The organism is Actinokineospora sp. UTMC 2448 (assembly GCF_024760565.1).
GTDB classification, from domain to species: Bacteria; Actinomycetota; Actinomycetes; order Mycobacteriales; family Pseudonocardiaceae; genus Actinokineospora; species Actinokineospora fastidiosa.
This window is the reverse complement of record NZ_CP031087.1, coordinates 1,978,802-1,991,909: the sequence shown is the minus strand read 5'-3', so window position 1 is coordinate 1,991,909 and position 13,108 is coordinate 1,978,802. Positions and strand designations below refer to the sequence as shown.

At 74.3% G+C, this 13,108-nt stretch carries 11 protein-coding genes; 4 read left to right on the top strand and 7 right to left on the bottom strand.

Features of this window, described 5'->3' with window-relative positions:
* The 3 genes from Actkin_RS09475 to Actkin_RS09465 are packed head-to-tail and all read right to left on the bottom strand — an operon-like array spanning window position 1 to window position 3,602.
* Window positions 1-1,749, bottom strand: coding sequence for an ABC transporter ATP-binding protein (locus tag Actkin_RS09475; protein ID WP_258906745.1), 1,749 nt, complete (start codon window positions 1,747-1,749; stop codon window positions 1-3).
* A complete protein-coding gene (locus Actkin_RS09470; protein ID WP_258906743.1) occupies window positions 1,746-3,401 on the bottom strand; it encodes an ABC transporter ATP-binding protein in 1,656 nt (551 codons plus the stop codon). Before Actkin_RS09470 ends, Actkin_RS09475 begins: the two co-directional genes overlap by 4 nt.
* Window positions 3,402-3,602 carry an MbtH family protein gene (locus Actkin_RS09465; RefSeq protein ID WP_189213060.1) on the bottom strand — a complete coding sequence of 67 codons (201 nt, stop codon included), beginning with the start codon at window positions 3,600-3,602 and terminating at the stop codon, window positions 3,402-3,404.
* Window positions 3,603-3,738: 136 nt separating this feature from the next.
* On the opposite strand from Actkin_RS09465, the gene Actkin_RS09460 reads away from it, so the two are divergent.
* From Actkin_RS09460 to Actkin_RS09450, 3 genes are read left to right on the top strand one after another with little or no spacing between them, the layout of a single operon-like run.
* A complete protein-coding gene (locus tag Actkin_RS09460; RefSeq protein ID WP_258906741.1) occupies window positions 3,739-4,203 on the top strand; it encodes a hypothetical protein in 465 nt (154 codons plus the stop codon).
* 39 nt (window positions 4,204-4,242) lie between these two features.
* Complete coding sequence (locus Actkin_RS09455) at window positions 4,243-4,899, top strand: DedA family protein (RefSeq protein WP_189213062.1); 657 nt, start codon at window positions 4,243-4,245, stop codon at window positions 4,897-4,899.
* A gap of 41 nt (window positions 4,900-4,940) precedes the next feature.
* Window positions 4,941-5,492: a GNAT family N-acetyltransferase gene (locus Actkin_RS09450; protein ID WP_258906740.1), complete on the top strand. Its 552-nt coding sequence runs from the start codon at window positions 4,941-4,943 to the stop codon at window positions 5,490-5,492.
* Window positions 5,493-5,927: 435 nt separating this feature from the next.
* Here the strand turns inward: Actkin_RS09450 and Actkin_RS09445 are convergent, their stop codons facing one another.
* Window positions 5,928-7,322 carry an aminotransferase-like domain-containing protein gene (locus Actkin_RS09445; protein WP_258906738.1) on the bottom strand — a complete coding sequence of 465 codons (1,395 nt, stop codon included), beginning with the start codon at window positions 7,320-7,322 and terminating at the stop codon, window positions 5,928-5,930.
* Between the two features lie 87 nt (window positions 7,323-7,409).
* Between Actkin_RS09445 and Actkin_RS09440 the strand changes: the two genes are divergently transcribed.
* Window positions 7,410-8,570, top strand: a complete 1,161-nt coding sequence (locus Actkin_RS09440; protein WP_258906737.1) for a trans-sulfuration enzyme family protein — start codon at window positions 7,410-7,412, stop codon at window positions 8,568-8,570.
* Here the strand turns inward: Actkin_RS09440 and Actkin_RS09435 are convergent.
* The 3 genes from Actkin_RS09435 to Actkin_RS09425 all read right to left on the bottom strand — a co-directional run bounded on the left by Actkin_RS09435 (window position 8,488) and on the right by Actkin_RS09425 (window position 13,108).
* Window positions 8,488-9,405, bottom strand: coding sequence for a DMT family transporter (locus Actkin_RS09435; RefSeq protein ID WP_189213065.1), 918 nt, complete (start codon window positions 9,403-9,405; stop codon window positions 8,488-8,490). The two genes, Actkin_RS09440 and Actkin_RS09435, sit on opposite strands and share 83 nt — an antisense overlap.
* 485 nt (window positions 9,406-9,890) lie before the next feature.
* Window positions 9,891-11,351 (bottom strand): glycosyltransferase family 39 protein, encoded by a 1,461-nt coding sequence (locus Actkin_RS09430; RefSeq protein WP_258906735.1) that lies wholly within the window; start codon window positions 11,349-11,351, stop codon window positions 9,891-9,893.
* Window positions 11,348-13,108 (bottom strand): fatty acyl-AMP ligase, encoded by a 1,761-nt coding sequence (locus Actkin_RS09425; RefSeq protein WP_258906734.1) that lies wholly within the window; start codon window positions 13,106-13,108, stop codon window positions 11,348-11,350. The genes Actkin_RS09430 and Actkin_RS09425 overlap by 4 nt, the downstream gene beginning before the upstream one ends.

Below are 13,108 nucleotides of genomic sequence, written 5' to 3'. Positions count from 1 at the left end.
TCAGGTCGCGGTGTCGGCCTCCCACGCCTGCCACAGGCGGGCGTAGTGGCCGCCCTCGGCGACCAGGTCGGCGTGGGTGCCCTCGGCGACGACGCGGCCGTGTTCGAGGACGACGACCCGGTCCGCGCCTGCTGCCTGGGTCAGGCGGTGGGCGACGACCAGGGTGGTGCGCCCCTCGGTGGCCGCGCGCGCGGACTCCTCCAACGCGCGGGCGCCGAGGCTGCCCGCCTCGGCCGTCGCCTCGTCCAGGATGGCGACGGGCGGGTCGAGCAGCACCAGCCGGGCCAGCGCCAGCTGCTGGGCCTGCGCGGAGGTCAGGTCGTGCCCGCCCTCGCCGACGACGGTGGCGAAGCCATCCGGCAGGGCGCGGACCCACTCCAGCGCGCCGACCACGCCCAGGGCGGCGGCGATGTCGTCGTCGGCGGCGTCCGGCCGGGCCATCCGCAGGTCGGCGGCGAGCGGACCGGCGAAGACGTGGGTCTCCTGGCTGACGATGGCCACCTGCCCGCGCAGCGCCTCCGTCGGGATGTCGGCCATCGGGACCCCGCCGAGCAGCACCTTCCCGGTCAGCTCGCGGCCACGCAGCACGCCTGCGGCGATCGCGGCCACAGTGGACTTGCCCGCGCCGGTCGAGCCGACCAGCGCCACCCGCTCGCCGGGTTCCACGCGCAGGCTGACGCCGTGCAGGACGGGTGTGCCGCCGTCGTAGCTGAACCGCACGTCGGCGAGTTCGAGCCCGGCGTCGACGGGCCGGGCCGTCGCCGACGCGGTCTCCGGCTGGCCGGGCAGGCCGATCACGCCGACCAGCCGGGCCAGGCTCGCGACCGCGGACTGCACCTCGTCGAAGGTGTAGAGCAGCATCGAGACCGGGCCGACCAGCCGCAGGAACAGCAAGGCCGCGGCGGACACCTCGCCGACGGTCACCGCGCCCGCGCGGGCCAGGAGGAACCCGGCGACGAGGATCGCGGCGATCCCGCCGAACTCGGCGATGTTGACCCGGGTGACGAACCGGGTGAAGTACGAGAACACGTGCACGGAGATGTCGCGCGAGTGCGCCGACGCGGCGTCGATGCGCCGCAGGTGCTCGGCCTCCCGCCGGTAGGCGTGCACGGTCCGCACGCCCTGCATGCTCTCCACCATCAGCCGCGACCGCTCCCCCACCGCGGCGCGCTGCTCGGCGTACCCGGGCGCGGCCTTGGGCAGGTACCACCGCAGGGCGGCCACGTAGAGCGGGACCGCGACCAGCCCGGCCAGGCCGAGCCGCCAGTCCAGCGCCGCCATCCCGGCCAGGCTCATCACGCCGAGCAGGAACGCGGACAGGACCGTCGGGATGACGTCCGACGCCGCCTTGCCCACGGTCGCCACGTCCGCGCTGACCCGCGACAGGAGGTCGCCCTTGCCCGTGCGCTCGATCGTCGTGGCGGGCAGGGTCAGCACGCGCGCCACCGTGGCCTCGCGGGCGTGCGCGAGCACCCGTCCGCCGAGCCTGCCCACCAGGTACGCCGTCAGCCCGGACGCCAGCCCGCCGACGACCGCGGCCACCAGGATCACCACCGCGATCGGCGCGATCGCGCCCCCGCCGCTCACCCGGTCGATCAGCACGCCGAGGGCGTACGGCGGCACGACGAGCGCGCCCGCCCCGGCCAGCCCGACCAGCAGGGCGGCGCCCACCTCGCCCGGTCGTTCCCGCAGCCGCGCCCACAGCCACGACCGGGTGGCCCGCGGCGACGCGACCGGCAGCGCGCTCACCGCAGCACCGCCGCGCGGTAGGACTCGTGGCTCGCGCCGAGTTCCTGGTGGACGCCCTCGGCCACGACCCGGCCGCCGTCGATCATGACCACCCGGTCGGTGACCGACAGCAGGGCGGGGCTGCTGGTCACCACCACCGTGGACAGCCCGGCGCGGAGGTCCCGGACGCCGTGGGCGATGGCGTGCTCGGTCACCGCGTCCACCGCCGTCGTCGGGTCGTGCAGCACCAGGACCGGGGGGTTGGCCAGCAGCGCGCGGGCCAGGGCGATGCGCTGGCGCTGGCCGCCGGAGAGCGTGGTCCCGCGCTCGGCCACCAGCTGGTCGAGACCGTCGGGGTGGTCGGCGACCACCTGGTCGGCGGCCGACGCGGCCAGCGCGCGGGACAGGTCGGCGTCGGCGGCCGGGCCGAGGTTGTCGGCCAGGGTGCCGGTGAACAGGTCGGTGTGGTGCGGCTCGGCCAGCACGGTCGCGCGGGCCAGGTCGAGGTCGAGGGTGTCGACGCGGACGCCGCCGAGGCGGACCTCGCCGGTGTCGGGGGCGGCCCGGCCCGCGAGGAGGGCGGTCAGCGCCTCGCCGTCCTCGGGGCCGCGCACGACGACGCCGACGAACTCGCCCGGGCGGACTGTGAGGTCGAGGCCGTCCAGCGACCGGTAGGACACCCCGGACAGGGTGAGTTCGACGTTCTCGACGCGGTCGACCGGACCGGGCTTGACCAACGTGGGCGCGGTGAGGACGGCGGACACACGGTCTGCCGAGGCGCGCGCCTCGGCGACCCAGCCCGGCACGATCGCCAGCACGCCGAACGGCTCGATGAGCACCTGGGCCAGGCCGATCACCACGATGCACTCGCCGACGGTGATCTCCCCGCGCACCGCGAACCACCCGGCCAGCAGGGCGATCCCGCAGGCCAGCAGCGCGGACAGGGCGTTGGACGCGGCCAGGTAGCCGCCCTGGGTGCCCGCCGCCCGCACGGCGGCGCGCAGGGACCGCCCGCTCACCTCGCGGTAGCGGCGCAGCGCGGCGTCCTCCGCGCGGATGCCGCGCAGCGGGCGCAGGCCGCTGACGAGGTCGGTCGCCAGCGCCGCCGCCTCGCCCGCGACCTCCTGCTGGGCGGCGACCCGCCGGGTGATCGCGGGCGAGCCGACCTGCAGGACCAGCAGGACGACCGGCGTGCCGACGAGGACGGCCAGGCCGAGCACGACGTCGATCGAGAGCAGCGTGACGGCCGCGACGGCGGTGGCCGTGACCGCGCCCGCCACGCGCGGGATGTAGTCGAGCAGGTAGGAGGTGTTGTCGGTGTCCGTGCTCGACACCGTCAGCAGCTCGCCCGCGCGCATGTCGGTGCGGATGCCGCGCGGGTCGAGGACGCGCTCGGTCACCTCGGCGCGCAGGCGGTGGCTCTCGTGCGCGATGGCGAGCATGAGCAGCCGCGCGCCCAGCCGGTACATCGAGGTCTGCACGAGGATGAGCCCGGCGAGCCCGCCGATCCACAGCGCCAGGCCGAGCCCGTCCCCGCCCGCGATGACCTGATCGATGATGTAGCCGATCAGCACGGGCGCGAACGCCTCACACGCCTGGAACAGGCAGATCAGCAGGGTTCCCGGCCAGAGCCTGCCGCCGTTGCGGGCGACCGTGCGCCGCAGGAGGCCCATTCAGGCGCGCAGGCTCTTGGGCCGCAGGTCGGTCCACTCCCGCTCGACGTAGTCAAGGCAGTCCTGGCGCGAGGCCTCCCCGAACACGACGCGCCAGCCCTCCGGCACCGCGGCGAACGTCGGCCACAGCGAGTGCTGCTCCTCGGCGTTCACCAGGACGTAGAACGTGCCGGACTCGTCGTCGAACGGGTTGCTGGCCACCGGTCTCCTCCTCAAGCGCCGAACCACGGAGAACTTAGCAAGGCAAGCCTTACCAAACTACTCCCAGTGCTCCCGGTCACTGTCCTGTCCGCGCCGGACATACATCGCGGCGGCGGACACGGGGTACTAGACCGGCATGGAGCCTGAACCCAGCGACCCGCGCCTCACCGGTGAGATCGATGTCGACGACGCCACCGTCAAGGCCGTCGGCCTGCTCACCGAGGCGTGGGAGACCGTGCAGATCGCGCACGGCCACCTCTACGCCTTCCACCAGCTGACCGGGTCGGCCGACTTCAAGCTGGAGGAGGCCGTGAAGGCCCTGCGCGACGCCGGGCACGGCGGGCTGGCCACGCGGTTGGAGACCGAGCTGCTCGGCCGCAACGTGCTGCCGGGGCGGTGGACGTTCCAGGTGGTCGAGGACTACGAGGACACCTACTACGAGCCGTTCCGCGCGTTCGAGCGCGAGGGCCGGGAGCTGACCGGCGGGCTGCGGCACCTCTGGGAGGCCGGGCTCAAGCGCGACCGCCGCACCCCGGGGCAACCCGGGCACGAGGCCACGCCCGCGGCGGTGCCGGGGGATTCCGGGAGCGGAACGGGGTAGCCCACCACCTGTCGACCACCTACCCCGGGAGAAGCGCCCATGCCTGACCTCGTGCTCGCCGACGCCGCCCAGGAGCCGGTGGGCGGCCTGGCCGGGTGGGCGGTCGACGTCATGGACGCCCTCGGCGGGTTCGGCGCCGCGCTGCTGCTCGCGCTGGAGAACGTGTTCCCGCCCCTGCCCAGCGAGTTCCTGCTGCCGCTCGCGGGGTTCTCGGCGAGCCAGGGCGCGTTCAGCCTGCTCGCGGCGCTCATCTGGACGACGGTCGGCTCGGTGGCGGGCGCGGTCGTGGTCTACGTGCTCGGCATGCTGCTCGGCCGTGACCGCACGCGGGCGCTGATCAGGCGCATCCCGCTGCTGGACGTCGAGGACTTCGACCGCACGGAGCGGTGGTTCGCCAGACACGGGACCAAGGCGGTGTTCTTCGGCAGGATGGTGCCGCTGTTCCGCAGCCTGATCTCGCTGCCCGCCGGGGTGGAGCGGATGAACTTCGCCGTCTTCCTGCTGCTCACCACGCTGGGCAGTCTGGTGTGGAACAGCGTCTTCGTCGTCGCGGGCTACCTGCTGGGCGCGAACTGGCACGTGGTGGACCAGTACGCGTCGATCTTCCAGACAGTGGTGTTCATCGGCGTGGGCGCGGCGGTCGTGTGGTTCGTGGTCAAGCGCGTGCGCAAGCGGCATCGGGAGCACGCGCGCTAAATCGGATGCTCGCGGTGGATGCGCCGTACTACCGTCGGCGGGTGGAGAACCGGATCGACTGGCGCCGCGTCACACCCGCCGACTTCCCGCTGCTGGCCGGGTGGCTGGCCCAGCCGCACGTGCACCGCTGGTGGCACCACGAGTTCACCCCGGAGGCGGTGGAGCGCGACTTCGGCGCCGCCGCCCGCGGCGATGAGCCCGGCGAGGACTGGCTGGTCTCGGTGGACGGCGAGCCGGTCGCCCTGTTCCAGCGCTGCCGCGTGGCCGACTACGCCGACGAGTTCGACCAGCTGTCCGCGGCGGTCCCCACCCCGCTGGACACCATGACGATCGACTACCTCATCGGCGACCCGCACCGCACCGGCAAGGGCCTCGGCACCCGCCTCATCCGCTGGGCGGTGGCCCGCACCTGGACCGACTACCCGGACGCGTCAGTCATCATCATCCCGATCGTCGCGGCCAACAGGGCATCCTGGCGAGCCCTGGAGAAAGCAGGCGCCAGGCGCATCGCGACGGTGGAGATGGAGCCGGAGAACCCCATCGACGACCGGGAGCACCACGTCTACCAGTTCGACCGCCCGGTCGACCGGTGACGCTCGGCAGGCGGACCTGGCTTCCGATGAGCACCCCGACTCCGGCAGCGCTGACGCCTGACAACCACTCCGCTCCGACCGATGCCCCGGCTCTGACGCGGCACGCTGCCGACCGGTGGCGGCGTCCGTGGGTGGGAGAGCGGTGGGTGGCCAACCGGTGTCGACAGCGAGGAAGCATGGACCGCGCCCACCTCAGCAGGCGCCAGGGGCCGTGAGCGGTCGGCCGAGCGGCGGAAAGCAGTTCCGTGCGCCGCGCTGTCGTCGCTGAGCGGCTGGCTTTCTTTGTTGGCCGCGGCTGCGGCCCGCGGCCGTGACAGGCGGGCGGCCTTCGCCGACCAGCGACCGCAGTCCTGGTCTGCGGCCGTTCTGCCCAATAGCCCAGCTAACGGGCAAGCTCGCGGACCCTCGTTTCAAACGTTGCGCGGTCGCCGTCCCTCAACCCACCAATGACCGCGGGCCCGCTGCATACTCCCGCCACGCGCTGGCCAGGCGTTGGGTCGCGTCGGTGAGGACGTCGGGTGGGGACAGGAACGGGATGCGGAGGAAACGGGCGCTGTCGCCGTTGGGGTCGAGGGTGGTGCCGGAGAGGACGGCGACGCCGTGGCGGAGGGCGGTCTGAGCGTAGGAGTTGCCGTCGCCGTGGGGTAGTTCCACCCAGAGGGTCTGGCCGCCGTCGGCTGGGCGGAAGCGCCAGGTGGGCAGGAGGTCGCGCAGCAGGGCGCAGAGGTGGTCGTGGCGGTGTCGCAGGAGCGCGGCCCGCTGGGCGCGCAAGTCATCCAAAGTGGACACCAGCTCGGCCGCGGCGAGTTGGGCTGGCACGTCCGTGCCGAGGTCGTGCACCGCCTTGGCCCTGGCCAGCCTGCGGATCAGCGGCTCAGGGCCGCGCACCCAGCCGATCCGCAGGCCGCCCCAGACGGTCTTGGCGAGCGAGCCGATGGTGAGCACGCGGTCCGGGGCGTACCGGGAGATCGCGGGCAGCGGCTCGGTGAAGCCCAGGTCGGCCAGGGCCTCGTCCTCGACGATCACCGTCCCGGCCGCCGCCGCGGCGATGCGCCTGCGGGCGAGGTCGGACACGGAGGTGCCGGTCGGGTTGTGGTTGGTCGGCACGAGGTAGGCGAGCGCGGGCCGCTCCCCCAGCGCACGCACGAGCGCGCCGACATCGAGACCGTCCATTGTGGTCGGCACGGGCCGCAGCACGGCGGCGGCGTCGCGGAAGACCTCCAGCGCGCCGGGATACGTCGGGGCCTCCACCACGACCCGGTCGCCCGGCGCGACCAGCGCCGACGCGATGAGCGAGAGCGCCTGCTGCGCGCCGGTGGTCACCAGGACGGTCGCCGGGTCGACCGCGTACCGCTCGGCAAGGGCGGCGCGCAACCGGGGGTGGCCCGCGGGGTGGTAGCCGATGTCGTCGGTGATCCCGCGCCGCAGAGCGGTGGCGTAGGCGTCGGCCACGACGGCTGGCATGGCGTCCGGGGCGGCGCAGACGAGTTGGATGACGTGGTCGGCGGGCTCCAGCAGGTGGCGGAACAGCGGGTTGGCCGTGTCGCGCCTGCGCAGCGGGGCCGGGGCGGGCGCGACCCGGGTGCCGCTGCCCTGCCGCCGGACGATCCGGCCCTCCTGGGCGAGCAGGTCGTAGGCGGCGACCACGGTGGTCCGGCCGACGGAGAGCCCGGCGGCGAGCGTCCGGTCCGGCGGGAGCACGGCGTCGGGGACCAGCTCGCCGTCGTCGATCATCTGCCGCAGCCGGGCCGCCAGCAGCACCGACAGCGGCCCGCGACCGGCCGACCAGCGGCCCAGCCGCGACCGCAGCTCCTCCAGCGACACCCGCACACCCGGCAGCGTAGTGGCCTCACGGGCAAACCAATTGCCCCCGATTGGACCTTCGCGGCCGCCGCGGGCTGCTCCAGGGTGGAGGTCATGACCCAGCACCCCGCGACCCGCGCCACCCGGATGAGCGTGCCCACCCCCGTCGAGGGGCGACCGGTGGGCGTGCCGCTCTACCAGAACGCGATCTTCGCCTTCGACACCGCTGCCGAGCTCGCCGCCGCGTTCACCGGCCCCGACCAGGCGTTCCTCTACAGCGGTTACGGCAACCCGACCGTGCGCGCGCTGGAGGACGGGCTCGCCGACCTCGAGGGCGGGGTCGCCGGGCTCGCCACCGGATCGGGGATGAGCGCGATCAACGCGGTCCTGTTCGCGCTGCTGCGCGCGGGCGACCACGTGATCGTCCAGGAAGCGCTGTATGGCGGCACCCACGCCGCGCTGAGCGGGCTCGCGGAGCGGTGGGGCATCACCGTGTCGTCCATCCCCGGGGACGACCCGGCCGAGCTGACCGCGGCGCTGCGGCCGCGGACGCGCCTGCTCGTCATGGAGACGATCGCCAACCCGACGTGCGTGGTCCCCGACCTGCCCGGGCTCGTCGCCGCGGCCCGGGCGGCCGGGGTGGCCACCGTCGTGGACAACACCTTCGCCACGCCGATGCTGTGCAGGCCGCTGGAGTTCGGCGCGGACGTGGTCGTGCACTCCGCGACGAAGTACCTCGGCGGCCACCACGACGTGATCGGCGGCGTCGCCGTGTTCGCCGACGCCGACCTGCACCGGCGGGCGTGGCGGCAGGCGGTGACGCTGGGCGCGGCCATGGACCCGTTCGCCGCGTGGCTGGTGATCCGCGGCATGAAGACGCTGTCCCTGCGGGTGGCCGCGGCGTGCTCGACCGCGGCCGAGATGGCCTCGCGGCTGGCCGAGCACCCGGCCGTGGCGAAGGTGCACTACCCCGGCCTGGCCGCGAGCCCCAGCCACGCCCGCGCCACCAAGCTGTTGGACGGCGGCTACGGCGGCACGCTGGCCCTCGACCTGGCCGACCCGCACGCGTTCCTCGACCGGCTGCGGCTGATCCTCAACGCCGGGTCGCTGGGCGGCCCGGAGACCGTGGCCATGCACCCGGCGACCACCAGCCACCGCTCGGTCGACCCGGCCGTGCTGGCCCGGGCGGGCGTCACCGCCGGGACGGTCCGGATCGCGCTGGGCCTGGAACACCCGGACGACCTGTGGGCCGATATCGCGCAGGCACTGCCGTGAGCACCAGCGCGACCGCGAGCAGGCAGGCCCCGACGACCCCCGCTGCGGTCAGCCGGTCGTCCAGCAGGATGACGGCCAGCACGGTCGCGGTGAGCGGTTCGAGCATGCTCGCCACGGCGGCGGTGACGGCGGGCGCGCCGCGCAGTCCCGCGAAGTACGCGCCGTAGGCCACGGCGGTCGGGACGACGCCGAGGAACGCCGCGGTCACCAGCACGTCGGCGCGCAGCGGGACGGCCATGCCCAGCGGCAGGGCGAGCGGGAGCAGCAGCAGACCGCCGAGCAGCAGGCCGAGCGCGGTGGTCACCCCGCCGCCCAGGCCGGGGATGGGCCGCCGGGTGACCACGGTGACGGCGGCGAAGCCCGCCCCGGCGGCCAGCGAGAGCGCCACGCCCACGGCCGTCCGCCGGAGGTCGCCGGTGATCGGCCCGCCCGCCAACAGCGCGAGCCCGACCACGGCGAGCCCGACGGCGACGAGCGTCCGCCCCCGCCGGTCCCGGCACGCGACGGCGACGAACACCGGCACGCTGCCGATGGTCAGCAGCGTCGCCGTGCTGACCGAGATCAGCTCGACGGCGCCGAAGTACCCGGCCTGGAAGAACGCCACGAGCCCGCCCACGGCGAGCAACCTGCGCCCGACGGCCGCGGTGCGCGGAACGCCCCGGACGGCCGCGGCCAACGCCAGGGTGGCGAGCCCGCCGCCGATCAACAGCCGATACGCCGCCACGGCGACGGGGTGCAGCCCGGTGCGGGACTGCAGCAGCGCGCCCGCCAGCCCGCCGGTGCCCCAGAGCAGGCCCGCGAGCACGAGAAGGAGAAGGGATCTGGTGGAAGACAAGGATGTGCTCCGACGTCAGAGGAACGAATGCGTTCTTCTGCGGAGCGCACGCCGAACAGCCGCGACGACCGCCGCAGCCCTGGCCCCCGCCCCGCCCTAGGCGGCGGGCGGCGGAGTGATCGTGAACAACCGGTGCACGACGGGAACTATAGCGGCCGGTCGGGCATCGACCACCGCCTTTATGCCGAGGACCACCGCGGCGCGCGGGTTGGGCGGGCATTTCTTCGAGCGGACCCTCACACTGACCGCCAGCCTCGCGCCTGGCGCACCCAACCCCGCCAGCCCTCCCCGAAGCCGACCCCACAACTCCCGCTCAACACCCCACCCCCGCCTGCCCTCACCAAAGCCGACCCCACAAACTCCCACCCGACGCACCAACCCCAGCCCTCGCCGAAGCCAACCCCACACACCCAACACACCAACGCCCGCCTGCTCTCACCGAAGCCGCCCGCCGAACCGGCCACCGGTCTCTCGGTCACCACACCTCACGGGCGGTGCATGCGGTCCCACAGTTCCGGCCACGGCGCCCGTGGTCCGGTGCACACGTACACCGGCACCCCCTGGTTCGCCGTCTGCGCCGGGGTCTCCAGTCGGACCGTCGACACCTGGTGGACGTCGGTGAAGTGGCGGGTGAGCCAGTCGCGCGTGCCTCCGACGTAGAGGACCTGGGTCGTGGTCGCGGGTGGCGTGCCCGTGTACCAGTACCCGCGTTCGGGTCCGTAGGCCCTCGGCAGGCCCAGTGGCCGACCGAAGACGTCCAGGGCGCTTGACTGCCAGTACGAGTCGCCCATGATCGCGGTGTTCTCCCGGGTCGGGAGGGCGTGGTAGGCGGTGGCGGCGGTCTCGGCGAGCTCGGGCCAGCCGTGGCTGCCGCTGGCCACGAAGTCCACCAGGTCCACCCCCGTCCAGCCGTCCGACGGGCGGACCGGGAGGCACAGGTACACCGCGATCGGCACCGACAGCGCGTACACCGGCCACGTCGGCACCCACCGCCACCAGCGGGCGATGCCGTGCTGCTCGATCCGCACCGCGGACGCGGCGAACAGGACCGCGTACAGCCCCGCCACGTAGTAGTACCGGCTCGCCGTGAGCACGAACAGCACCGTCACCACCACCGCCGCCCACCCGAACAGCCGGTGCTCCGGCGAGCGGAACAGGCTGTAGACCCCGTGGCAGGCCAGGAAAGCGCCCACCAGGCCCGCCATCACCACGGCCAGCGGGACCATCGCCACCGAGCCGCCGAGCAGGCGGGCGTTCTGCTCGGCGACCACGTCGTGCATCAGCAGGTACGGCCAGTCGTTGGCCGCCTGCCAGCGCAGGGTGGGCACGGTCGCGGCGAGGGTGAGCGCCCCGCCCGCCCACAGCGCGGGGCGGCGGAGCAGGTCGCGCGGGCCCGCGATCAGCGCGCCCGCCGCAAGCGCGAGCCAGAGGAACGCGATCAGGAACTTGCCCTGCATCGCCACCGCCGTCACCACGCCCGCCCACCACAGCAGGCCGTCGGACCGGACCCTGATCCACCGCGCCACCAGCCAGCTCACCAGCACCCAGGCGAACGGGTCCACAGTGGACGTCGCCAGCACGTGGCCGGACGCCAGGATCTGCCACGCCAACGCGTACGCCCCCGCGGTGAGCACCTGCGCCTTCGCCCCGCCGCCGAACTCGCGGGCGATCAGCGCCGACACCACCACCCCGAGCGAGGTCAGCAGCAGCGGCAGCAGCCGCAGGCCGACCACCGAGCCGGGGAACAGCCAGTCCAGCGCCCGCGCCAGCGTCGGCAGCAGCCACGGGTTGTCCGCGTACCCCCACGCGGGGTGGTAGCGGCCCGTGGCCAGGAAATACAGCTCGTCGCCGAAGTAGCCGAAGCGGCCGCTGACCGCGAGCAGGACCACGCCGACCGCGCCCGCGATGGCCAGCACCGGCCCGCGGGCGAACGGCGGCGCGGTCAAAGAGTGCCCTCGGCGTAGCGGGCGCGGCAGGCCGAGCGCTGGATCTTGCCGCTGGACGTGCGCGGCACCGCCCCCGGTTCGAGCAGCTTCACCTCCCGCAGCGCCAGGCCGTGCGCCTGGGACACCGCGGCCCGGACCGCCGCGGTCAGTTCGGCGGTGTCGACGTCGGCGGCGGCCACCTGCTTGGCCCGCTCGGCGACCACCACGGCCTGCTCGCCGCTCGGCCCGGCCACGGCGAACGCGGCCACGGTGTGCCTGCGGATCGCCGGGTGGGCCTGTTCGACGGTGACCTCGATGTCCTGCGGGTAGTGGTTCTGCCCGTCGACGATGATCAGGTCCTTGATGCGCCCGGTGATGAACAGCTCTCCGTCCAGCACCACGCCGAGGTCGCCGGTGCGCAGCCAGCCCGCGCGGCCCGGGTAGGGCGCGACCGGCTCGCCGTCGGCGTCGGTCGCCACGGCCTCGAACACCTCGGCCGACTCCCGCCCCCAGTAGCCCACGCCGACGTTCGCGCCGCTGGACCAGATCTCGCCGACCCGCCCGTCCGGCAGCACCACCCCGGTCTCCGGGTCGACGATGCGCAGCTTCTGGTCCACCGGCCTGCCCGCGGACACCAGCGTCGAGCCGTGCTCCGCCCCCGGCTCCACCGGCACCGCCCGACCGGCGGCCAGGCTGGCCCGGTCGAACGTGCGCTGCCGGGGCGGGCTCCCCGCGGGCGACACGGAGATCATCACGACCGCCTCGGCCAGCCCGTAGGTGTGCCGGTGCATGCGCGGCGCCAGTCCGCAGTCGGCGAACTTCGTGTAGAAGGCGGCCAGCGTGGCGGGCAGCACGGGCTCGCTTCCGTCGCCGAGGGACACCACGTGGTCCAGCCGCAGCTCGGCCTTCTCCGCCTCCGTGGTGCGGGAGGCGACGTAGCCGTAGGCGAAGTTCGGCGCGGCGCTGACGGCCGGTCCCGGCGTGGCCGCCAGCTGCTGCAGCCAGCGCTGCGGCCGGATGAGGAACGCCAGCGGGTCCATCAGGGTGGCCGCGAAGCCGCCCAGCACCGGCACGGCGAGGCCGACGACCAGGCCCATGTCGTGGAACAGCGGCAGCCAGCTCACCGAGGTGGTCGCCGCGTCGCACTCGTAGGCGGTGTACCCCTGCCGGGCGTTGGCGACGACGTTCCCGTGCGTGATCATCACCCCGGCGGGCGCGCGCGTCGAGCCGGACGTGTACTGCAGGTACGCCAGGTCCTCCGCGGCCAGCGGGACCGGGTCGAACGCCGCCTGCGGCAGCACGTCGACCGCGGCCAGCCGGGGCCCGGAGAGCTTGCGCTCGCGCAGGAACAGCTCCACCCCGTCGGCCTGCTCGCGCGTGGTCAGCACGATCCTGGGGCCGCAGTCGGCCAGCACCCCCGCGAGCCGGTCGTTGTGCCCGGGCAGCGGCGACGGCGGGAACAGCGGCACCGCGACCAGTCCGGCCCGCAGCGCGCCGAGGAAGGCCACGACGTACTCCGCGGACTGCTCCACCAGCACCGCGACCCGGTCGCCCCGCTCGGCCCGGCCCGCGCACCACGCCGCGACGGCGTCCACCCGGGCGTCGAGCTCGCGCCACGTCAGCGATACCGCGACACCGTCCGCGTCGGACTGGTAGTCGACGAAGGTGACCGCCCGCTCGTCGGCGCGCTCCCGCGCCCACCGGGCGAGCGCGGCGGGCAGGGAGTCGGCGCCGAGGTCGGAGACGTCGGTCCGGCGCAGCTGGGAAGGCATGGTCAT